Annotated in this window: 24 protein-coding genes; 13 read left to right on the forward strand and 11 right to left on the reverse strand. The window is 67.3% G+C overall.

Annotated features, from left to right (window positions below; genetic code table 11):
- The 3 genes from pilV to ACE3SG_RS04390 all read right to left on the reverse strand — a co-directional run bounded on the left by pilV (window position 1) and on the right by ACE3SG_RS04390 (window position 1,781).
- Window positions 1-588: a type IV pilus modification protein PilV gene (gene pilV / locus ACE3SG_RS04380; RefSeq protein WP_374562789.1), complete on the reverse strand. Its 588-nt coding sequence runs from the start codon at window positions 586-588 to the stop codon at window positions 1-3.
- The gene (locus ACE3SG_RS04385; protein ID WP_374562790.1) at window positions 588-1,112 is read right to left on the reverse strand and encodes a GspH/FimT family pseudopilin; all 525 of its coding nucleotides are present in this window, start codon (window positions 1,110-1,112) and stop codon (window positions 588-590) included. Before ACE3SG_RS04385 ends, pilV begins: the two co-directional genes overlap by 1 nt.
- A 105-nt stretch (window positions 1,113-1,217) precedes the next feature.
- Complete coding sequence (locus ACE3SG_RS04390) at window positions 1,218-1,781, reverse strand: GspH/FimT family pseudopilin (RefSeq protein ID WP_374562792.1); 564 nt, start codon at window positions 1,779-1,781, stop codon at window positions 1,218-1,220.
- 143 nt (window positions 1,782-1,924) lie between these two features.
- Between ACE3SG_RS04390 and ribD the strand changes: the two genes are divergently transcribed.
- From ribD to tolA, 11 genes are all read left to right on the forward strand, one after another.
- On the forward strand, window positions 1,925-3,067 hold the full coding sequence (gene ribD / locus ACE3SG_RS04395; RefSeq protein ID WP_374562793.1) for a bifunctional diaminohydroxyphosphoribosylaminopyrimidine deaminase/5-amino-6-(5-phosphoribosylamino)uracil reductase RibD: 1,143 nt from the start codon (window positions 1,925-1,927) through the stop codon (window positions 3,065-3,067).
- 47 nt (window positions 3,068-3,114) lie between these two features.
- Window positions 3,115-4,212 (forward strand): bifunctional 3,4-dihydroxy-2-butanone-4-phosphate synthase/GTP cyclohydrolase II, encoded by a 1,098-nt coding sequence (ribBA, locus tag ACE3SG_RS04400; protein ID WP_374562795.1) that lies wholly within the window; start codon window positions 3,115-3,117, stop codon window positions 4,210-4,212.
- Between the two features lie 36 nt (window positions 4,213-4,248).
- Window positions 4,249-4,713 carry a 6,7-dimethyl-8-ribityllumazine synthase gene (ribH, locus tag ACE3SG_RS04405; protein ID WP_374562796.1) on the forward strand — a complete coding sequence of 155 codons (465 nt, stop codon included), beginning with the start codon at window positions 4,249-4,251 and terminating at the stop codon, window positions 4,711-4,713.
- On the forward strand, window positions 4,710-5,192 hold the full coding sequence (gene nusB / locus ACE3SG_RS04410; protein WP_374562797.1) for a transcription antitermination factor NusB: 483 nt from the start codon (window positions 4,710-4,712) through the stop codon (window positions 5,190-5,192). The genes ribH and nusB overlap by 4 nt, the downstream gene beginning before the upstream one ends.
- Window positions 5,193-5,199: 7 nt before the next feature.
- Complete coding sequence (locus ACE3SG_RS04415; RefSeq protein WP_374562798.1) at window positions 5,200-6,384, forward strand: pyridoxal phosphate-dependent aminotransferase; 1,185 nt, start codon at window positions 5,200-5,202, stop codon at window positions 6,382-6,384.
- Between the two features lie 76 nt (window positions 6,385-6,460).
- Window positions 6,461-8,065 (forward strand): serine/threonine-protein kinase, encoded by a 1,605-nt coding sequence (locus tag ACE3SG_RS04420; protein WP_374562799.1) that lies wholly within the window; start codon window positions 6,461-6,463, stop codon window positions 8,063-8,065.
- Entirely contained in the window at window positions 8,062-8,439 is a 378-nt protein-coding gene (locus ACE3SG_RS04425) for a TssQ family T6SS-associated lipoprotein (protein WP_374562801.1), read from the forward strand. The genes ACE3SG_RS04420 and ACE3SG_RS04425 overlap by 4 nt, the downstream gene beginning before the upstream one ends.
- 85 nt (window positions 8,440-8,524) lie before the next feature.
- Window positions 8,525-8,920 (forward strand): tol-pal system-associated acyl-CoA thioesterase, encoded by a 396-nt coding sequence (gene ybgC / locus ACE3SG_RS04430; protein WP_374562858.1) that lies wholly within the window; start codon window positions 8,525-8,527, stop codon window positions 8,918-8,920.
- Window positions 8,917-9,609, forward strand: a complete 693-nt coding sequence (tolQ, locus tag ACE3SG_RS04435; protein WP_374562802.1) for a protein TolQ — start codon at window positions 8,917-8,919, stop codon at window positions 9,607-9,609. Before ybgC ends, tolQ begins: the two co-directional genes overlap by 4 nt.
- 19 nt (window positions 9,610-9,628) lie before the next feature.
- Entirely contained in the window at window positions 9,629-10,063 is a 435-nt protein-coding gene (locus ACE3SG_RS04440) for an ExbD/TolR family protein (RefSeq protein ID WP_374562803.1), read from the forward strand.
- A gap of 70 nt (window positions 10,064-10,133) precedes the next feature.
- A complete protein-coding gene (gene tolA / locus ACE3SG_RS04445) occupies window positions 10,134-11,060 on the forward strand; it encodes a cell envelope integrity protein TolA (RefSeq protein WP_374562804.1) in 927 nt (308 codons plus the stop codon).
- Here tolA and ACE3SG_RS04450 read toward each other — a convergent pair.
- From ACE3SG_RS04450 to ACE3SG_RS04465, 4 genes are read right to left on the reverse strand one after another with little or no spacing between them, the layout of a single operon-like run.
- Window positions 11,032-11,496: a DoxX family protein gene (locus tag ACE3SG_RS04450; protein ID WP_374562805.1), complete on the reverse strand. Its 465-nt coding sequence runs from the start codon at window positions 11,494-11,496 to the stop codon at window positions 11,032-11,034. The genes tolA and ACE3SG_RS04450 overlap by 29 nt on opposite strands.
- A 12-nt stretch (window positions 11,497-11,508) precedes the next feature.
- Complete coding sequence (locus ACE3SG_RS04455) at window positions 11,509-12,336, reverse strand: putative DNA-binding domain-containing protein (protein ID WP_374562806.1); 828 nt, start codon at window positions 12,334-12,336, stop codon at window positions 11,509-11,511.
- Window positions 12,333-13,166, reverse strand: coding sequence for a DUF692 domain-containing protein (locus ACE3SG_RS04460; RefSeq protein WP_374562807.1), 834 nt, complete (start codon window positions 13,164-13,166; stop codon window positions 12,333-12,335). The genes ACE3SG_RS04455 and ACE3SG_RS04460 overlap by 4 nt, the downstream gene beginning before the upstream one ends.
- A 58-nt stretch (window positions 13,167-13,224) precedes the next feature.
- Window positions 13,225-13,506, reverse strand: a complete 282-nt coding sequence (locus tag ACE3SG_RS04465; protein ID WP_374562808.1) for a DUF2282 domain-containing protein — start codon at window positions 13,504-13,506, stop codon at window positions 13,225-13,227.
- A 102-nt stretch (window positions 13,507-13,608) separates the two neighbouring features.
- Here ACE3SG_RS04465 and ACE3SG_RS04470 point away from each other — a divergent pair, with 102 nt between their 5' ends.
- Window positions 13,609-14,184: a sigma-70 family RNA polymerase sigma factor gene (locus ACE3SG_RS04470; RefSeq protein ID WP_374562809.1), complete on the forward strand. Its 576-nt coding sequence runs from the start codon at window positions 13,609-13,611 to the stop codon at window positions 14,182-14,184.
- Window positions 14,181-14,405: a zf-HC2 domain-containing protein gene (locus ACE3SG_RS04475; protein WP_374562810.1), complete on the forward strand. Its 225-nt coding sequence runs from the start codon at window positions 14,181-14,183 to the stop codon at window positions 14,403-14,405. Before ACE3SG_RS04470 ends, ACE3SG_RS04475 begins: the two co-directional genes overlap by 4 nt.
- A 45-nt stretch (window positions 14,406-14,450) precedes the next feature.
- Here ACE3SG_RS04475 and ACE3SG_RS04480 read toward each other — a convergent pair whose 3' ends face one another.
- From ACE3SG_RS04480 to ACE3SG_RS04495, 4 genes are all read right to left on the reverse strand, one after another.
- Window positions 14,451-15,608 (reverse strand): hypothetical protein, encoded by a 1,158-nt coding sequence (locus ACE3SG_RS04480; protein WP_374562811.1) that lies wholly within the window; start codon window positions 15,606-15,608, stop codon window positions 14,451-14,453.
- A 76-nt stretch (window positions 15,609-15,684) separates the two neighbouring features.
- A complete protein-coding gene (locus tag ACE3SG_RS04485) occupies window positions 15,685-16,836 on the reverse strand; it encodes a hypothetical protein (RefSeq protein WP_374562812.1) in 1,152 nt (383 codons plus the stop codon).
- 74 nt (window positions 16,837-16,910) lie between these two features.
- Entirely contained in the window at window positions 16,911-18,128 is a 1,218-nt protein-coding gene (locus ACE3SG_RS04490) for a hypothetical protein (protein WP_374562813.1), read from the reverse strand.
- Window positions 18,129-18,332: 204 nt separating this feature from the next.
- The gene (locus ACE3SG_RS04495; protein ID WP_374562814.1) at window positions 18,333-19,541 is read right to left on the reverse strand and encodes a hypothetical protein; all 1,209 of its coding nucleotides are present in this window, start codon (window positions 19,539-19,541) and stop codon (window positions 18,333-18,335) included.
- Between the last annotated feature and the right edge of the window lie 30 nt (window positions 19,542-19,571).

Genomic DNA, 19,571 nt, shown 5'->3' on the forward strand with positions numbered 1-19,571 from the left:
TCACAATCCCACGCGGAAGAATGCGCAGCGCGGCTGAGGACTGCCAGTGACTTCAAAGTCCGGAGGGCATTCCTTGTCGGCCGCAGGAAGCCCAGAATCGGCATCCGGATCCAGCCATGCGATCCAGATATCGGCAGCGAAATTCTCCCGCGCCGCGCCCGCATCACCGACCTGAGCCACCGACACATAGCCGGCGCCACCCGGCAGGCTGGAAAAGACCGATCGCGACCATTCGGCGATGTCGCGCGCAGCGAGTTCCGCCGCGGTACATTCGTTCACGTTTGCGCAGGCTTGCGGATCGCCGGGCTCAGTCTCCCAACTGCTGTAGTCACCGGTCACGTTGTAGGCGGTGACACTGCCAGGCGTTGGCACGTTGCTCCTGAGTGCGTCCTTGTTCGCCCGAATCCGGTCCGCCATGTCGGTCGCCAGCAAGGTGGCCACCGCACGAAACTCGCTTGTCTTGCCGTAGCGCGAAGCCGTCGCCAGCAGACCGGCCATGGCGAGCACGCCGACCGACACCACCAGCATGGCCACCAGCACCTCGACGAGCGCCACACCCTTCGGGCGCTGCCGCAGACTGCGCTTCATCACTCGACCCCCTTGGTTACCTTGACCTTGCCTTGGACATCCAGCTGGACAACGCGCTGCAAACTGGTGTCCCCACCGGTGGGCACAAATGTGAAGGAACTACTACCGTCCGTAAGACCGGTCACAAGGCCCGTGGAGGTAAAAGTCGCTGTGTCAACCCCCCCCGTCAGACTGCTCATCGCGGCCAGCCCGTTCTGAACGCGCAGCACCGTGCCCGAGGAGGTCGTCACAATCCAGCCGGCCTTCCAATCCTGGCCACACGCCTGCCCGTCGCTGCTTGCGCAAACCGTGATGCTGGCCGAGCGTTTGATGGCCTCCGAGCGGGCAAAGCGAAACGCTGCGGCCAACTCGTCGGCGTTGCCGGCAGCCGCCTGCTCGGCGAGGAAACTGGTCATGGATGGCACGGCAAGCGCGACCAGAATGGCGGCGATCGCGAGGGTCACCATCAGTTCGACCAGCGTGAACCCACGCGTCCGGTGCAATGATCGGCCGCGCGGCGAGGGAATGAGCGGGAGGCTATCCATGCACTCATGATTGCGCAGCACGAAGGCACCCGCGCTGGCCACCTGACGAACGGCGACCGCCGGCCGATCAGCGGCAGCCTCGACTGACGCCGATCGGCAAATTCTTCAGTCGCAGTGCGGCTTGCTTGCGATGCGGGGCCGCCCCGTCTTGTTCAGGCAAATCAATGAGGCACCCGGCATGTCCTGGTCCAACAGTGGCTGCCCTGGGCCCAGCACACGGAAGTGCGCCATGGCGGACAGGAGGACGCCTGTCGGCCGATAGGTGACGAAGCGCCCGGTACCCACGACGCCAGCCCGCGCTGGCGCCTGCTGCACGAACACGACGCGGTCGGCGTCGTCCATATCCCCTCGATCGTCGCGATCGATGAAGACAATCCAGCCCGCACTCCAGTTCTTACCGCGGGCCAGGCACTTCGGTGCGCCAGACTCGGCGCTGGCCGGGTCCATAGCGCATACGCTGACCTGCTCCCCGCGGCTCACGGCCTCGTTGCGAGCCAGCCGCAGCGCGGACATCAGCCCCTCGGACTGCGCGCTCACCACCGCCTTGCCGTTGAACGACGCCATGGTAGGCATACCCACCGCAGCGAGCGCGCCAGAAACTGCCATTGCGGCGCACAGCTCGGCCAGGGTAAAGCCCATCTGGCGCTTGCGGATCGTCGATCGATTCATGTGTATTCCCTCCTGTTTGTGAACTCCCGCCGTGAATTTTTCGTGCCGCCGGCACCTTCGTCTCTCCCCCTGAAGGGCTCCACAACCTGATGAGGACACCCTCTTTCGGGGGGATACCGCAGCACCCGTAAACTCGCCTGGCCATGCCTGTCGCGATCGCCTTCCAGTCGAATCCCCTGCCGATGCAGCATGCCTTGGCGCTGGCCGAAGCCGCCGTCGGGCTGACCGAGCCCAACCCGCGGGTCGGCTGCGTTCTGGTCGCGCCCGGCGGCCAGTGGATCGGCGAGGGCCATACGCAGGCCGCCGGCTCGGCCCATGCCGAGGTGATGGCCTTGCAGGACGCGCGGGCCAAAGGCCATTCACCCGAAGGTGCGACCGCCTACGTCACGCTGGAGCCTTGTTCTCACCATGGCCGCACCCCCCCTTGTTGTGACGCGCTGGTCGCGGCCAAGGTAGCCCGGGTGGTCGTCGCTCTGGGCGACCCGAACCCGGCGGTGAGTGGCCGTGGCGTTGCCCGACTTCAAGCCGCCGGAATCCAGGTTGATTTCGCGGACGACGCGGCGGCGACCGCCTCTCGCGAGCTGAACATCGGCTTCTTCTCGCGCATGCAACGTGGCCGCCCTTGGGTGCGGATGAAGATCGCCGCGTCGCTGGATGGCCGCACGGCGCTGGACAACGGCGTCAGCCAATGGATCACCGGCGAAGCCGCCCGCCACGACGGCCATGCCTGGCGCAAGCGCGCCGCGGCGTTGTTGACCGGCTCCGGCACCGTATTGGCCGACAACCCGAGGCTGGATGTTCGGGGCCATGCCATCGCCCGCCAGCCGCTACGAATCGTGCTGGATTCGAAGCTCGCGACCCCCGCCGACGCCCGCCTGTTCGACGCTTCGGCGCCCACCCTGTTCGTGACGGCCGGGTCAGACGCTCAGCGATCGCAAGGCCTTCAAGCCCGTGGCGCCGAGGTCATCAACTGCCCTGGTCCGGACGGCCGGGTCGACCTGGCAGCGCTGCTGGGTGAACTGGCGCGCCGTGAGCTGAACGAGATTCACGTCGAAGCCGGCGCCCGCTTGAATGCCGCCTTGCTGCAGGCCGGCTGGGTCGACGAGTTGCTGGTGTACCAAGCCCCGCTGTTGATCGGCCCGGGCCGGGGCATGGCCGCGCTGCCGGCACTGGATTCTTTGAACGAACTGCAGCGCTTCGCCTACCACCGGGTCGACCGGGTGGGCAGCGACCTGCGCCTGCTGTTGCGGCAGGCCGCTCAAGCGCCAAGCCCACCGTTGGTTTGAGCCCCGCGCCACTGCGCGGCGCAGACCCCGCCGCCTACAATGGCCGGATGCCCATTTCTCCCATTCCCGAGCTGGTCGCCGAGCTGGCGGCCGGCCGCATGGTGATCCTCGTCGACGAGGAAGACCGCGAAAACGAGGGCGACCTGGTTCTGGCCGCCGACCACGTCAGCCCCGAGGCCATCAACTTCATGGCCAAGCATGGCCGCGGGCTGATCTGCCTGACGCTGACGCGTGAGCGCTGCGAGCGTCTGCACCTGACGCCCATGGCCAGCCGCAACGGCACCGTGCACGGCACCGCCTTCACCGTGTCGATCGAAGCCGCCACCGGCGTGACCACCGGCATCTCGGCGGCCGACCGTGCGCGCACCGTGCAGGCCGCCGTCGCCCGCGACGCCAAGGCGTCCGACCTGGTGCAGCCCGGCCACATCTTCCCGCTGCAGGCGCAAGACGGTGGGGTGCTGATGCGAGCGGGCCACACCGAAGCCGGTTGCGACATGGCGGCGATGGCGGGCCTGTCGCCCACCGCGGTGATCTGCGAAATCATGAACGACGACGGCACCATGGCCCGCTTGCCGGACCTGGAGGTCTTCGCTCGCGAACACGGCCTGAAGATCGGCACGATCGCCGACCTGATCCACTACCGCAGCCGCAACGAAACCCTCGTCACCCGCGCCGGTGAACGGCCCTTGCAAACCGCCCAGGGCAGCTTCAACGCCCAGGTCTTCCGTGACCGGTCCGGCGGCGTGCACCTGGCATTGGTGAAGGGCCAATGGACGGCCGACGACGAGGTGCTGGTGCGTGTGCACGAGCCGCTGTCGGTGCTCGACCTGCTGGACACCGGCACCTGCGGCCACTCGTGGCCGCTGCCCAAGGCCTTGGCCAAGCTGCAGGCCAGCGAACGCGGCGTGGCGGTGCTGCTGAACTGCGGCGCCGCCGAGGCCGACCGCCTGGTCGCCGGCTTGCTGCCCCACGCCGAAGCCGCGGCCACCGCCCCGTCGATGATGGACCTGCGCACCTACGGCGTGGGTGCCCAGATCCTGCGCGAGCTCGGCATCACCCGCATGCGCCTGCTCGGCAGCCCGCGCCGCATGCCCAGCATGACCGGCTACGGCCTCGAGGTCACTGGTTTCATGGCGGCCGAATGAGCGCCCTCACCTCTTTCTTCAAACAAGGAAACTCCCATGCAAGGTGCTGACCAGGGCCAAAGCGCGCCGCTCGACGGCGACGGGCTGTCCATTGGCATCGTGCGGGCCCGCTTCAACGACACGATCACCCGCGCGCTGGCCGATGCCTGCCTGGCCGAGCTCGCCGCGCTGGGCGTGGCCGACAAGCACATCGTGCAGGTCACCGTGCCCGGCGCGCTCGAGGTGCCGGTCGCGCTGAAGGCGATGGCCGACAGCGAAGACTTCGACGCGCTGATCGCACTGGGCTGCATCATCCGCGGCGAAACCTACCATTTCGAATTGGTGGCCAACGAAAGCGGCGCCGGCGTCTCGCGCGTGGCGCTGGACCACCAGATCCCGGTGGCCAACGCCATCCTCACGGTCGAGAACGAAGAGCAGGCCTGGGCCCGCGCTGCCGACAAGGGCCGCGACGCCGCCCGCGTTGCCGTTGAAATGGCCAACCTGCTGGACGAGTTGTTGTGAACACCCCTGAATCGAGCGCGCCCAAGAAGCGCGTCGCCCCCAAGTCCGCCCGCCGCCGATCACGCGAGGTCGCGCTGCAAGGCCTGTACGAATGGCTGATCGCCGGCAGCGACGCCGGTGTCATCGAGGCTCACATGCGCGAGCAAGACGGCTTCGACAAATGCGACGCGGTGCATTTCGACGCGCTGCTGCACGGCTGCATCCGCGATGCGGCCACGCTGGACGCCGTGCTGTCGAAGCACGTCGACCGGCCGACCAACGAGCTGTCCCCCATCGAGCACGGCGTGCTGTTGATCGGCGCCTACGAGTTGAAGAACTGCGTGGACGTGCCCTACAAGGTCGCCATCAACGAAGCGGTCGAGCTGGCCAAGAGCTTCGGCGGCACCGACGGCCACAAATACGTGAACGGTGTGCTGGACAAGGCCGCTGCAGAGCTGCGCCCCGCCGAAGTGGGCGCGGCGCGCTCGGCGCGGCGCTGAGGGCGGGATGAAGCTCAGCGCCCGGCTCGACCACATCGAGCCCTTCTACGTGATGGAGTTCGCCAAGGCCGCGCGCGAGCTCGCGTCGTCGCCGGCCTGCGACCCGGCGCAAGGCGGCCGGCCGATGATCTTCCTGAACATCGGCGAGCCCGACTTCACCGCACCGCCGCTGGTGCAGGCCGCGGCCAAGGCGGCCGTGGCGGCCGGCCGCAGCCAATACACCGAAGCCACCGGGCTGAAGCCGCTGCGCGAGCGCATCTCGCGCTGGTATGCCGAACACCACGGCCTGGCCATCGACCCTGGCCGCATCATCGTCACGGCCGGTGCATCCGCCGCGCTGCAACTGGCTTGCCTGGCACTGTTCGAGCCGGGCGACGAGGTGCTGATGCCGGACCCGTGCTACCCCTGCAACCGCCATTTCGTGGCGGCCACCGGGGCCCGGGCCAAGCTGGTGCCGTCGGGCCCGCCAGAGCGCTTCCAGCTCAGCGCCGACGGCGTCAGCGCGAACTGGACCAGCGCGACGCGCGGTGTGCTGCTGGCCTCGCCGTCCAACCCGACCGGCACATCGATCGCGCCGGCCGAACTGGCCCGCATCGTCAATGCGGTGCGCGAGCGCGATGGTGTCAGCATCGTCGACGAGATCTACCTCGGCCTGAGTTACGACAGCGCTTTCAGCCACAGCGCGCTGGCGCTCGGCGACGACGTCATCTCGGTCAACAGCTTCTCGAAGTACTTCTCGATGACCGGCTGGCGGCTCGGCTGGCTGGTGGTGCCGCCAGAGCTGGTCGCGCCGATCGAGAAACTGGCGCAGAACCTGTACATCTGCCCGTCGACCATCGCGCAGCACGCCGCGCAGGCCTGCTTCGAGCCCGAATCGCTGGCCGAGTACGAACGCCGGCGCGAATCTTTCCGCGCGCGGCGTGATTTTGTCGTGCCCGCGCTGAATGCCCTCGGGCTTACAGTGCCGGTGCTGCCGGACGGGGCGTTTTACGCATGGGCCGACTGCAGTGCCCATGCCGAAAGCAGTTGGGCTTTGTGCGAACAATTGATGCAGCGTGCTCATGTGGCGCTGACACCCGGGCGGGATTTCGGCCCCGCTGCTGCCGAACGTTATGTGCGCCTGTCCTTCGCGACGAGCTTGCCGCTGTTGCAGGAAGCCGTCACTCGCATCGAACAGGCGCTGATTCAGTGACAAGCCGTTAACCACCAAGCTTGAACCCGATCAATTCCCCCGTTGCAGGCTGACCGCCTTGGCTATGCTTGCGTCCATGCGTTGGAACCCGTTCCGGCGAGCCCCGTCTTCGGATGCGAGTGCCGCCGCCTTTGAAGCCACCGTGGCCGACGACCTGTTGGCCACCGCCGGCCTCATGGGAGAGGTAGCGCCCAGCGCGAATGGCGGCGGGGCGTTCCCCACGGGCGAGAAGCCCGAAGTCGGCGCCTCGACCTTGCCGGTCAAGCGGCCGGTGATCGGCCATGTGGGGCGTTATGCCCTGAAGGCCGTGTTGGGTGAAGGTGGCCTGGGCACGGTCTACGCCGCCTGGGACCCGCTGTTGTCCCGCGCCGTGGCGGTCAAGACGCTGCGCCTGCACATCGAGACCCAGGCGCTCGGCGCGCTCGACGACCTGATCCTGAACGAAGCGCGCGCGGCCGCCCGGCTGTCGCACCCGCACATCGTGACGGTGTTCGATGCCGGCCCTTCGGACCAGGGCATCTACATCGCGATGGAGCCGCTGCGCGGCCGCGACCTGCGCCACATGCTGCACGAGGGTTGGCGGCCCACGCCGATCGAAGCCGCGCAGATCGTGCGCCGTGTGGCCGATGCCCTGGCCTATGCCCACGGCAAAGGCGTGGTGCACTGCGACATCAAGCCGGCCAACATCTTCATGGTCGGTCGGCGCCAGCCCAAGGTGCTTGATTTCGGCATTGCCCGCGTCGCCCACCGCGAGACGCCGTCGGTCGAAGGGCCGGTCGCCGGTTCGCCCTACTATCTCGCGCCAGAGCAGCTGCGCGCCGAGGCCGTCGACCGCCGCTGCGACGTCTATTCGCTGGGCGTCGTGTTGTTCGAGTTGCTGACGGGGCAGCGCCCCTTCACCGGCCAGACGCTGGACGACATCAACCACGCCGTGCTGAACGCGCCGACGCCGTTGGCGCGCCAGGTCAATTCCAAGGTGCCGGCCTCCCTGTCGGCCATCGTTGCCCGCGCGATGGCGCGCAACCCGAACGACCGTTACCCCTCGGCGCGCCACCTGTCGATGGAGCTGCGCCACTGGCTGGAGCAACCAGAAGCCCGCGCGCTGGTTGAAAGCCCCGACAGCGTGCGCCGCCGCCGCCTGACGCTGGTGGCCTTCGGCGCCGGGACCGCGGCCGTCGCCGCGGCGCTGCAATCCTGGCTGCCCTGGGCCAGCGACCCGACCCCCGTGGCCGAAGAGGTGCCTGCGGTGGCTGCCCCCGCGTCAGTGCCCAGCCCGGCCCCCGCGCCCGAGCAGGCCGCATCCGCCACCATCGTCGCCGAGCCGCCCCCTGCCGAAGCGCCGCCCCCGGCGGCAGCGCCGGTCGAAGAAGCCGCCAAACCCAAACCCACCGCTGCAGCAAAAGACCGCAAGCCCGCACGCCCGACCGTGGCGCCCGTGGCAGTCGAGCCCGAACCCGTCGTTCCCCCGCCCCCCGGCACCGTTCAACTGGCGGTCAGCCCCTGGGGCCAGGTCGAGGTGGACGGCAACTTTGTCGGTCTGGCGCCACCCCTGAATCGGCTCAGTTTGCCCGGCGGCTCACACACGATCACAATTCGAAACGGCGACTTTCCGCCGCTGGTGCGGCAGATCACTGTCTCTGCCGATCAACCGGTGGTTATCAAGCATCGTTTCGAACAATGACTGTTTCCCATCGATTCGCAGGCCTCGCCGCGACCAGCCTGCTGGTCTTGCTGACGGGCTGTGTCGCACCCAGCCCCAAGACCGACGACGGCGCCGAGCGCAACCTGCAGCTCGGCCTGCGCGCCTACGACGAAGGCCAATACACCGACTCTGAGCGCGCGCTGAACGAGGCCCTGCGCCTGCAGCTGAAGTCGCCCAAGGACCGCGCGTCTGCCTACAAGACGCTGGCCTTCATCTATTGCACCAGCGGCCGCACCGGTGAGTGCAGCTCGGCCTTCAAGGCCGCCCGGGCCGCCGACCCCAACTTCACGCTGAGCAAGGCCGAGGCCGGCCACCCCGTCTGGGGCCCGGTTTACGAACACTCCAAGTTCTGACGCCGGCCCGGCGACGGGCCCCTGAAGGCAGGCCCAGGCCGTCGCGTATCATCGCCGGCTTGTTGTCATGAGCCTGCCTCGCGCCGTGCGCTTTTCTCTCCCGCTGCGCGTCTACTGGGAAGACACCGACGCCGGCGGCGTCGTCTTCTACGCCAACTACCTGAAGTTCTTCGAGCGTGCGCGCACCGAATGGCTGCGCAGCGCCGGCCACGGCCAGCAGGCCATGGTGGAGACGAGCGGCACGATGTTCGTCGTCACCGACGCGCGCCTGCGCTACCTGCGCCCGGCGCGGCTCGATGACCTGCTGACCATCACGGTGGACCCGGCCCAGATCGGCCGCGCCCGCATGGTCGTGGCCCAGCAAGCCTTGTGCGGCGACCAGCTGTTGTGCGAGGGCGAGATCAGCATCGCCTGCGTCGACCGAGGAACCTTCCGCCCCTGCCGCATTCCGACCGACATTCTCGACACCCTCACCCCATGAACCAGGACCTTTCCATCATCTCCCTCGTCATGGGCGCCAGCTGGGTGGTTCAGCTGGTGATCGCCGGCCTGCTGCTGGTGTCGCTGGCCAGCTGGTCGGTGATCTTCGCCAAACTCGTCGGCCTGGCCCGGGTGCGCAGCCGCAACGACCAGTTCGAGCAAGAGTTCTGGTCGGGCAAGAACCTGAACGACCTGTACCAGAGCGCCAGCAACAGCGCGGACACCGCGCCGATGGAGCGCCTGTTCGCCAGTGGCATGCGCGAGTTCCTCAAGCTGCGTGAGCGGCGGCTGGACACCGGCGCCCAGCTCGACGGCGCCCGCCGCGCCATGCGTGCCAGCCTGCACCGCGAACTGGATTCGATCGAAGGCAACCTGGGCTTCCTCGGCACCGTCGGTTCGGTCAGCCCGTATGTCGGCCTGTTCGGCACTGTGTGGGGGATCATGCACGCCTTCGTCGGCCTGTCGAACCTGCAGCAGGTGACGCTGGCCACGGTGGCCCCGGGCATTGCCGAATCGCTGGTGGCCACCGCCATCGGCCTGTTCGCCGCGATCCCCGCGGTGATTGGCTACAACCGCTTCGCACGCGACATCGACCGCATCGCGATCCAGCTCGAGAGCTTCACCGAAGAGTTCTCGAACATCCTGCAGCGCAACGTCGGCACGCCCACCGCGGCGCCGTCGACGCGCTGAAGCGCGAGGAGCCGCAGCAATGGCAGGAGTCATGGCCCGTGGCGGCCCGGTGGCACGCCGGCGCCGCACGATGAACGAGATCAACATGGTGCCGTTCATCGACGTGATGCTGGTGCTGCTGATCATCTTCATGGTCAGTGCACCCTTGATCACCACCGGCGTGGTCGACCTGCCCAGCGTCGGCCGCGCCAAGCAGCGGCCGCAAAGCGTGATCGAGATCGTGGTCGGGCTGGACGAGAAGCTCAAGCTCAAGGTCGACAAGGGCGACCCCACGGCCGTGGCGCTGACGCAGCTGGTGTCGCGCGTGCGCGAAGCGCAGAAGGGCCAGGCCGACGTGCCGGTGGTCATCTCGGCCGACCGGCAGGTGAAGTACGAGAGCGTGGTCAAAGTGATGGACATGCTGCAGCGCGCCGGCGTACAACGTGTGGGCCTGTCGGTCAAGCAAGGGGCCTGAGCGATGCCGGCCCACGCGTCGTCACCGTGCCGCGGCCCCCTGAAGCGGCTTTGCGCCGGCTGAGCCTCGCATGAGCGCGACCTCGTCGTTCGACCCCCGTCATCCGCTGAAATCGCTGACGATTCCGCGCGACGCGCTGCGCCCGCCGAGCGCCGACAACCCGCGCCTGGGCGCCACGCTGTCATTGCTGGCCCATGCCGGCCTGATTGCCGCGCTCGCGCTCAGCGTGCAATGGCACACCGAAGATCCGGCCGGCGTCGAGGCCGAGCTGTGGGCCGCGGTGCCCGAGATCGCCGCGCCGCGCGCACAAGCCCCCGAGCCGGCACCCGAGGTCGCGCCGCCACCGCCACCGAAGGCCGTGACGCCGCCGCAGCCAACCGCGGCCGAGCGCGAGGCCGAGATCGCGATCGAAATGGCCAAGCAGGAAAAGCTCGAGAAAGAGCGCCAGGAGGCGCTCGACCAGAAGGCCCGCGAGAAGCGCCAGCGCGACGAGAAGGCGCGCAAGGAACAGCTGCAGAAAGACGCCGAGAAAGAGCGGCTGGACCGTGAGAAGGCCGAGGCCAAGGAACGCGAGAAGGACAAGCTCGCGCAGCAGAAGCAAGAGCAAGCCGCAGCCGCCGCGCGCGAGAAGGCTCGCCAGGACCAGCTGCGCCGCATGAACGAACAGCTCGGCGGCAACGGTGCCCCCACCAGCACCGGCACGGCGGCCCGCGATGCCGGCCCGAGCGCCAACTACGCCGGCCGCATCAAGGCCCGCATCCAGCCCAACATCCAGCTGCTGTTCGAGGTGCCCGGCAACCCGCAGGCCGAGGTCAGGATCACCGTGATGCCCGACGGCACGATCACCAAGTGGGAGATCACCAAGTCGAGCGGTGTGAAGGAATGGGACGACGCGGTGCTGCGCGCGGTCGAGAAGACCGGCGTGCTGCCGCGCGACGAGAACGGCCGCGTGCCGTCCCCGATGGTGATCACCTTCTCGCCGCGCCCAAGAACCTAGGCGCGACCACCGCGTCGGCCGACCACTTGCCCGGCCCCCACAGGATCAGCCCGGTCAGCAAGCTGCCCCAGAAGATGTGCTGCTGCAGTGCAGCGTCGGCCACTTCTTGCAGGCTCAGCACGGCGACGATGTTCAGCACGAACAAACCCATCGCGCCGAAGCGCCCGGCCAGGCCAACGGCCACCAGCACCGGCAAGACGAGCTCGCCGGTGGTGCCGGCGACCGCGGCCACTTCGGGCGGCAGCACGGGCACGTGGTACTCATCGGCAAACAACGCCAATGTCGTGTCCCAGTCGCGGATCTTCGTCAGGCCGGACCAGAAAAAAGCCTTGGCCACGTACAGGCGCGCCGCCAATAACGCCAAGGGTTGCAGGGCTTCGAGCCAGCCGATCACGCGCAGCCAGGCGCGCGCCAGCACAGGGGGCGCAGTCAACATCGGGTATCTCCTTCAGGTTTTGGGGATCAGGGGTTGCAGCCCGGCCAGCCAGCCATCGCGCAACGCGCGCAGCAGCCAATGCTCGAAGCTGAATTCAGGGTGGCGGGCCGACACGCTCGCCAGGGCTGGGCCGAGCGCCTGGCCGGCCAGCAGGTCTTGGTTGAACGCACACTCGGCCGGCGTCAATGCGGCCACCTCGACCCGGTGGCCACGCCGCCAGACCCAGGCGGCTTCGCCCTGCCCGGCCGCCAGCGCCTGGCGCGCGGGCCCGAGGTCGGGCGCTGCATCGGCCGGCACCTGGTGCGCGCACCAGATCGTGTACACCGGCCAAGCCGACGCCGCGCACGCGCTGCCGTCGACGAAGCGCACGCACAGCGCATCGGGGTCTTCGCTGGCCAGCGGCTGCAGATCGGGGGCACTGTCTGGCGGATCGGCCGCCACGTGGGCACGGTGCACCGCCCACTCCAACCGCGCCACGTCGGCCAGGTACGGCACATCGGCCAACTCGGCCGTTGACGCCAGCTGATCGGCCAGCTCGGCGCCGAACCAGGCCAGGTCACCCCGGACGGGCGGATGGTCTCGCCACAGGTCGCGCGCCAAGGCCGCCATCGCCTCTTCGCCCACCAGGCGCGCCACCACCGGGCAGGCGGCGGACAAGGCCCGCTCCGCAATGGCCTGGGCGTTTGCGCGGTAGGCTTGCAGGCCAGCCAGGCGGTCGGCCGGCCGTGCGCCGGCGCGCCCCGGCAAGGCCACGGCGGCGACCGGCAGGCCCGAAGCCGAGACGGCACGGATGGCGTCCAGCAGCGCGCGCTGGCGCGCCTGTTCGGCGGCAGCGCTCATGCCGCCCACCTCTGCGCGCGCCGCGCCTCGCCGAGCAAGACATCGAGCGACGGCAGGTTCGTGTCCCACTCGATCAGGGTCGGGCGCGGGCCCAGCCGCTGCATCGTGTGGCGATACACCTGCCAGACCGGCGCATGCACGGTCGAACCATGGTCGTCGATCACCAGCGGGCCGTCGTCGTTGTAGCCGGCCAGGTGGATCTCGCCGACGATGTCGGGCACGAGCGCGTCGACCCAGGCGCAGGCATCGGCCACCGGGTCGGCCGCGCCGCGGTTCAAGCTGTTGACGACGAGATTGTTCACGTCCAGCAGCAGGCCACAACCGCTGCGCCGCGCCAGCGCATTGAAAAATTCGGGCTCGGCCAGGTGGTCGTCTTCCCAGCGCAGGTAGGCCGAGATGTTTTCGACCAGCAAGGGGCGCTTCAGGCGCTCTTGCACCTGCTGCACATGGGTCACCATCAGGTCGAGCGAGGTATCGGTGAAGGCGATCGGCAGCAGGTCGCTGCCATGCAGCACCGCAGCGCCGCCGGGCATGGCCACGCGGGCAAAGCTCGCGTGGTCGGATACCCGCACCGGCTGCATGCGCTCGACCAACGCAGCCAATTGGTCCAGATGCCACGGGTCCAGCCCCGCGGCCGAGCCCAGCGCCAGGCCCACGCCATGCAGGCTCACCGGGTAGTGCTCACGCGCCTCGCCGAGCAAGGCCAACGCCGCGCCGCCATCGGCAAAGAAGTTTTCCGAGTGCACCTCGATGAAGTCCAGCTCGGGGCTGCGCTCCAGCAGCTCGCGGTAGTGCGGCTGGCGCCAGCCAATGCCCACCGGGGTCGGCATGGGATGCAGAGGGGTCGTCATTGGCAGGTCGAGGTGCTGGCGGCTGTTGGCGTCCGGCTTACTTCTTGGTCTTGGCCTTGGCTTCGTCCACCGACAGACCCTTCAGATCCTTGCAGGTGCCCTTGGCCACGTACTTCCATTCATTGGCGTCCATGTCCGTCTTGGACTGGCCGGCGCACGAGTGGCTGCCGTTGAGGTTCGAGCAGTCGTTCTGGCCGGCCTTGACGATGCCGTAGCACTTCTCCTTGCCCTTTTCTTCGGCGTGGACGCTGGTGCTGGCCAGGCCCAGGGCGAACACGGTGGCGAGGGCGGAAGCGACGATCTGGCGTTGTTGGCTCATGTCTGAAAATCTCCTTGAGAGGTTGAAGAACGGGACAAGCATGGGTCGACGGCAGCCCAAGTTCCTTACACTGCCGGCCAAACCATTTCAGAAAGCGCCCGCATGACGGATTTTGCGCAGCAGGTCGAGTCCTTGCGACCCCAGTTGTTGCGATATGCGCGCAGTCAGCTGCGCAACGACGCCTGGGCCGAAGACGCCGTGTCCGACACCTTGCTCGCCGCCCTCGAAAAGCCTCAGAGCTTTGGCGGCGGCTCGGCCCTGAAGACCTGGCTCGTCGGCATCTTGAAACACAAGCTGATCGATCAGCTGCGCCGCCACGCGCGCGAGGCCACCGTGCTGGACCGCGAAGACGGCGAAGACCTCGACGCCCTGATGTTCGACGACACCGGCCACTGGCGGGAAACCCCGGTGGATTGGGCCGACCAGCCCGAAGCCCTGTGCGGCCAACGCCAGTTCCTGGCCGTGCTCGACGCCTGCGTCGAAAAACTGCCGACCACCCAGGGCCGTGTCTTCATGATGCGCGAATGGCTCGAGCTGGAAACCGACGAGATTTGTAAGGAATTGGCCATCACGTCGACCAACTTGTGGGTGCTGCTGCACCGAGCCCGGCTGCGTTTGCGAGACTGTCTGCAAGCCAGCTGGTTCACCCCCGTGGGCAGTGCCGGAGGCCGGGCATGAGTTGGAAAATCGACTGCAGGGAAGCGACGCACCTGGTGCTGCAAGGCGAAGACCAGCCGCTGGGCTGGGCCGACCGCCTGCGCCTGCGCATGCACCTGGCCATCTGCGCCGCCTGCCCGCGCTTCGTGCGCCAGGTCAGCCTGATGCGCCATGCGATCGACGGGTGGCGGGCTTACAAGGACGAAGGTGACGGGCCGGGCGAACCGCCGGCGGCACCATGAACAAAGGGCCCGAAGGGCCCTTTGTGTTTCAGCAGGCGACCCGCGTCAGCGTGCAGGCGGGACTGCCTTGCCGGTATCAACCAGATAGTTCACGCGCGCCGGCAGCAGCACTGTCGTCACGCCGTCCTGCATCGATTCGTAATGCTCGATCACCCAATGGATCTTGTTGCCGTGCCTGCTCACCGGCACCCAACGGCGATTGAGCAGGATCGAGGAATTGGAAAGCTTGCGCTGCTCCCACAGATCCGCCTCGTCCAGGCCCCAGGCGTCGATCGGCGCCCTCGTCTCCCCACCGGTGTCGAGGCTCTTGGTCACCCGCTCGCCCCATCCACTCTTGTAGAGGTAGTGGAAGAAGGGACTGCTGGTGCCGACCGACCCACCGTACTGCCACATGCGCGCCGCCTTCGCGACCGTACCAAAGCCAGCATCCAGGCTGGTCTTGGCGAAACTGACCGCCGTCACGCGCTGCGCCAAGCCGTTGGCCCAGTCGGCCATCAGCCAGAATTCGCCGCCAGTCTTGGCGTCCACACGCAGGCGCGTCTGCGTGCGCTGGTGCCCTGCCAGGTCCATCACCCACCATCCGTCGGGGCTGAAGGCAGCAGGATAGACATGCCCAGCGCCCTTGAACATCACGGCACCTGATTGGACCGACACCGTCGCCTGCGCCGGCCAGAAGTCGATCATCAGTGGCCAATCTTCGTCGCTCGGGCCCGCCATCTCGAGGCCAGGCACGATGTCGGTCATCGGTGGCCGGGCGCCCATCGACATGCGCTGCATGGACGTGCCGACGTCGTCGAACGACCCGAACGGCGTGGTGTCACCATCGGAGCAACCGCCCCGCCAAACGTCCTGCCCGATTTCCACGATCTGCGTTTCGGCCGGCAGATCACGAACGATCACCTGCTTGATCTGACGCACGAGTTCGGCCGCGCCACAAGCATCAGGCTCCACGACCCAAGCCGACTCGATCGGCGGGTTCAAGGTGATGACGCGTTGAGACCCGTCATCGGTATACACCCCCACCGATGCCCCGACGCCACTGACCACGCGCGTGCGACTCTTGGGCTGCCAATCGACGAGGTAGGCGGCCCCTGGCGCCGGAAAGCCGTTGAAATACACCATGGACTTCGCCGCGACGGGCGAAGCGCCAACACCGAGCAGCGAGACCATGCCTGCTGCGACAACGATGCGAATCCTCTTCAAGTTCATTCCCTCCGAACCCTGTTCTGTCGATGAAAAAGGGCCCCTCGCGGGGCCCGTGGTGCGATGTTCGGGTGGCTCAGCGCGCAGCAGGCGGCACCGCCTTGCCCGTATCAAGGTAGTAGTTCACCCGCGGCAGGATGACCGGAATGGTCTGGCCATCGACGGTGATGTTGGTGCTCTCCAGCACCCAGCGTCGCTTGTCGCCCTCGTTGCGCAGCGGCACCCAACGGCGGGTGTGCACATACGAAGTCTCCCGCCTGTGCACCACATCGTTGCCGTCAAAGCTCCAAGTCGTGGGGGTGTGGAATTCCTCGCCCGTATCGAGGTACTTCGACACCTGCTCGCCGGTGCCGTTCTTGTACATGTAGAGGTAGAACGGCCTGTCAAGGTAAGGATTGTTCGGGCCAACCGTCAGGCCAGACTGCCACATCCGCGACGCCTGAGCCACGGTGCCAAAGCCCGCACCTGCAGCCGTCTTCACGAAACTGACATAGGCCACACGCTGCGGCTGACCGTTGACCCACTCAGCAGCCATCCAGGTCTCACCTCCAGTCTTGGCGCTGACCTCCAGGCGCGTGTAGGCGCGCTGGAAACCGCCGAGGTCGAAGACCCACCAACCCTTGGCATCGATCGTCGCCGGGAAGACATGCCCGGTCGCGTGAAACGCGACGGTCCCACTCTGGACCGTGACCACATCCTGAGTGGGAATGGGGTAGCTCATTTCCCAGGCCTGTTCACCCGGCCCGGCCAGTTGCAGACCGGGCGCAATGTCGGTCATCGGCGGTCGCGCGGTCATCGCAAGGCGACGGCTCGTCTGGCCATCGTCCGCCGGGGTCCCGAACGGTGTGCGTTGACCATCGAGGCAGCCGCCAACGACGACGTTGGCCCCGATGTTCACGAGCTGGCTGAGACCACCGGGAAGATCCCGCACGACCAGTTGCTCGGTCACATGCCGTTCTTCGTAGCTTCCGCATTCGTCACTGCCGGCAGTCCAAACCTCAGAAAAGGGTGCGTCGAATGTGATCAGCCGCTGCGAACCATCGTCGGCGACGGTGCCGGCTGTCGTGCCCAGGTTGTTGATCACCCAAGCACGCTGTTTCGACTGCCAGTCGATCAGGTGGGCAGGGCCGCCGGCGTAGTAGGCGACAGACTTCGCGAGGACCGACGACGCACCACTAGCCATGGCGATCAACGCGCCAGTCACGGCCAAGAGACGATAAAACTTCAAGGCAATCCCTCCAGGAAAACGAGAGAAAGCAACAAGGGGCCCAATGAGCCCCTCGCTGCCAAACACCCACGCGCTCAGCGCGCGATCTTTGACTTCTCGTGCATCGACACGAAGCCGCGGCTGGCCTTCAGGCCGTTGGCCGGCGGCACGGCTTTGCCGGTGTCGAGGTAGTAGTTGACGCGCGGCTTGACCAGCACGAACGTGTCGCTGCCGTCGAACGCCGTTTCGCTCTCCATCACCCAGTGGAATTTGCCGGTATTGCTCAGCGGCGCCCAGGTGCGGTCACGCGTGCCGGGGCCAAAGGGCCGCTGTTGCACGAGGTTCAGGCCATCGAAACCCCACGAAGGGATCGGTGTTCGGCTTTCGGTGCCCAGATCCAAGTCCTTCTGCACACGCTCGCCGGTGCCGTTCTTGTAGAGATAGAAGTAGAACGGCGTGCGGGATTCGATGAACAGGCCCGAGTTCCACATGCGCGACGCCTGCGCAACCGTGCCGAAGCCGGCGCCGGCCGTGGGCTTGACGACCATCAATTCTTCAATGCGCTGGGGCTTGCCGGCCGACCAGTCGGCCATCAGCCAAGTCTCGCCGCCCGTTTTGGCATCCAGCGCGAGGCGGGTGTAGGCACGTTGGCCGGATGGCAGGTCGAGCACCAGCCACTGGTCGGCATTGAAGGCCGCCGGCACGGTGTGCCCGCTGGCATGGAATTGCATGCTGCCGGACTGCATCGTCACCACGTCATGCGCCACGGCGGTCTCGCCCGGCAGCATCACGTCTTCGCTGAAACCTGCGATCTGCGTGCCCGGCACGAGATCGGTCACCGGCGGACGTGCCGCCATCGCCAGGCGGTTCAGATTCCGCCCTGCGTCGGTCAGGCCGCCGAACGGCACCGACAGGCCATCCTGGCAACCGCCGATGTTGGTGGTCGCGCCGATCTCGACGAACTCCGTCACGCCGCCCGTGTGATCACGCACGACCACTTGCTGCGTATCAGAGCGCTGACGGATTTCTTCGCCGCAATCATCCCAGTTGTCGAAGGTGTAGCTGATCGGCGTGTTCAGTGTGATGACCTTCTGCGTGCCGTCATCGGTCACGACGCCGCTCTGCGCGCCGTTGTTGTTGGCCAGGCGCGCCTTGCTCTTTGGCAACCAGTCGATCAGGTAAGCGCTGGAGTTGCCGTCGCTCACGGCGACATAGGCAGTCGACTTGGTGGCGGCGAACGCAGCACCAGGCAGGGTGGTCGCCACCAGGGCAGCACCGGCACACAGGCCGAACAGACGTCGGGAAGAGGTCATGACAGATCCAGTCTTTGGGATGTGAGCGGCGCGGTACACCGCCCTGCGCCTTCGCAGGGCCGCATTGTCTGGGCGGCGCGCGGCGGCGCGGTGCCTGTGCGCTCACTCCTGCTCAATATGTTGAGCCGGGCTTACCCTGGGGCGCCGCTCTGCATCGGCAGGGGCTGACGCCGCCCGTACATGCGGCGGGCGCCAGCGTGTCCCTCAGCGTGCAGCCGTTGGCGGCACGGCCTTACCGGTGTCGACGTAGTAGTTGACGCGCGGCTTGATCTGGATCTTGTCGACGCCGTCCTGCACCCACGACTCAGACTCCAGCACCCAGCGCGTCTTCGTGCCCTCGTTGCGCAACGGCTGCCAGCGACGCGTCGCCACGGCGTCACCGCCCAGGGCGCGCTCCTGCCACAGGGTCAGGCCCTGGAAACCCCATTCGCTGATGGGGGTGCGGCGCTCGGTGCCGGCGTCCAGGTCCTTCTGCACGCGCTCGCCGGTGCTGTCACCGTAGAGGTAGATGAAGAAGGGCTGGCGCGAGCCGCGGAACAGGCCCGACTCCCACTTGCGCGAGGCCTGTGCCACGGTGCCGAAGCCGGCTCCCTCCAGCGTCTTGACGACCCGCAGCTTGATCACCCAGGTGGCCTGGTCCTTGGCCCAGCCGGCCATCAGCCAGGTTTCGCCCTGCGTCGTGTCGTTCACCGCCAGTCGGGTGAACGCACGCTGGTCGCCTTGCGGCAGCGTCATCACCAGCCACTTCTTGGCGTTGATGGCCGCCGGAACGACGTCTCCCGTGGCGCGGAAGCGGACGCGGTTGTCCAGGAACGTGACCACATCCTGCGCGTAGCTGGTCTCAGCGAAGTCGAGGTGGTCCTCGCTGAAGCCCGCGATCTCCAGGCCGTACTGCAAGTCGTCCATCGCCGGACGCGCATTCATGGCCAGGCGCTTCATGCCGAGGCCTTCGTCAGTCGCCGAGCCGAACGGCGTGACCTCGCCATCATGGCAACCACCGATCTGGGTGAAATCGCCAATCTGGACGGTCTGCGCCTGGCCGTCGGGCAGGTCGCGCACCACCAGTTGACGAGTAGCCCACTTGGCATACACCGTGCCGCACTCGTCATAGGTGTAAAGCCCCGTTTCAGTCAGCGGGGTCGCCAGCGTGAGCAGCCTTTGCGTGCCGTCGTCGACGTAGGTTGCGGCCGACGCGCCGCCCTGGCCCGCCACGCGGGCCTTGTTGCCCGCGCCATACCAATCGATGAGATAGGCCGTGTCGCTGCTGTCCTCGAGCGCGTAATAGGCAATGGATTTGGTGCCGGCTGCAGCAACCGGCAAGGCGAAGCACGCCGCCACCATCACGGCAGACATGGCCGCGCCTCGCCAGAGGCGTTGAATCAGAATCATGAAATCTCCTCCTTCGGACTGCACCGGGCGAACTACCCGGTGTCGATCCGCGGC

It is taken from the genome of Ideonella sp., assembly GCF_041914305.1.
Taxonomy (GTDB): Bacteria; Pseudomonadota; Gammaproteobacteria; order Burkholderiales; family Burkholderiaceae_C; genus Ideonella.

Excerpts from the sequence above, each read along its gene's own strand:
- pilV (WP_374562789.1), bottom strand. The coding sequence starts at position 588 with ATGAAGCGCAGTCTGCGGCAGCGCCCGAAGGGTGTGGCGCTCGTCGAG.
- ACE3SG_RS04385 (WP_374562790.1), bottom strand. The coding sequence starts at position 1,112 with ATGGATAGCCTCCCGCTCATTCCCTCGCCGCGCGGCCGATCATTGCAC.
- ACE3SG_RS04390 (WP_374562792.1), bottom strand. The coding sequence starts at position 1,781 with ATGAATCGATCGACGATCCGCAAGCGCCAGATGGGCTTTACCCTGGCC.
- ribD (WP_374562793.1), top strand. The coding sequence starts at position 1,925 with ATGCCTGTCGCGATCGCCTTCCAGTCGAATCCCCTGCCGATGCAGCAT.
- ribBA (WP_374562795.1), top strand. The coding sequence starts at position 3,115 with ATGCCCATTTCTCCCATTCCCGAGCTGGTCGCCGAGCTGGCGGCCGGC.
- ribH (WP_374562796.1), top strand. The coding sequence starts at position 4,249 with ATGCAAGGTGCTGACCAGGGCCAAAGCGCGCCGCTCGACGGCGACGGG.
- ACE3SG_RS04415 (WP_374562798.1), top strand. The coding sequence starts at position 5,200 with ATGAAGCTCAGCGCCCGGCTCGACCACATCGAGCCCTTCTACGTGATG.
- ACE3SG_RS04420 (WP_374562799.1), top strand. The coding sequence starts at position 6,461 with ATGCGTTGGAACCCGTTCCGGCGAGCCCCGTCTTCGGATGCGAGTGCC.
- ACE3SG_RS04425 (WP_374562801.1), top strand. The coding sequence starts at position 8,062 with ATGACTGTTTCCCATCGATTCGCAGGCCTCGCCGCGACCAGCCTGCTG.
- tolQ (WP_374562802.1), top strand. The coding sequence starts at position 8,917 with ATGAACCAGGACCTTTCCATCATCTCCCTCGTCATGGGCGCCAGCTGG.
- ACE3SG_RS04440 (WP_374562803.1), top strand. The coding sequence starts at position 9,629 with ATGGCAGGAGTCATGGCCCGTGGCGGCCCGGTGGCACGCCGGCGCCGC.
- tolA (WP_374562804.1), top strand. The coding sequence starts at position 10,134 with ATGAGCGCGACCTCGTCGTTCGACCCCCGTCATCCGCTGAAATCGCTG.
- ACE3SG_RS04450 (WP_374562805.1), bottom strand. The coding sequence starts at position 11,496 with ATGTTGACTGCGCCCCCTGTGCTGGCGCGCGCCTGGCTGCGCGTGATC.
- ACE3SG_RS04455 (WP_374562806.1), bottom strand. The coding sequence starts at position 12,336 with ATGAGCGCTGCCGCCGAACAGGCGCGCCAGCGCGCGCTGCTGGACGCC.
- ACE3SG_RS04460 (WP_374562807.1), bottom strand. The coding sequence starts at position 13,166 with ATGCCGACCCCGGTGGGCATTGGCTGGCGCCAGCCGCACTACCGCGAG.
- ACE3SG_RS04465 (WP_374562808.1), bottom strand. The coding sequence starts at position 13,506 with ATGAGCCAACAACGCCAGATCGTCGCTTCCGCCCTCGCCACCGTGTTC.
- ACE3SG_RS04470 (WP_374562809.1), top strand. The coding sequence starts at position 13,609 with ATGACGGATTTTGCGCAGCAGGTCGAGTCCTTGCGACCCCAGTTGTTG.
- ACE3SG_RS04475 (WP_374562810.1), top strand. The coding sequence starts at position 14,181 with ATGAGTTGGAAAATCGACTGCAGGGAAGCGACGCACCTGGTGCTGCAA.
- ACE3SG_RS04490 (WP_374562813.1), bottom strand. The coding sequence starts at position 18,128 with ATGACCTCTTCCCGACGTCTGTTCGGCCTGTGTGCCGGTGCTGCCCTG.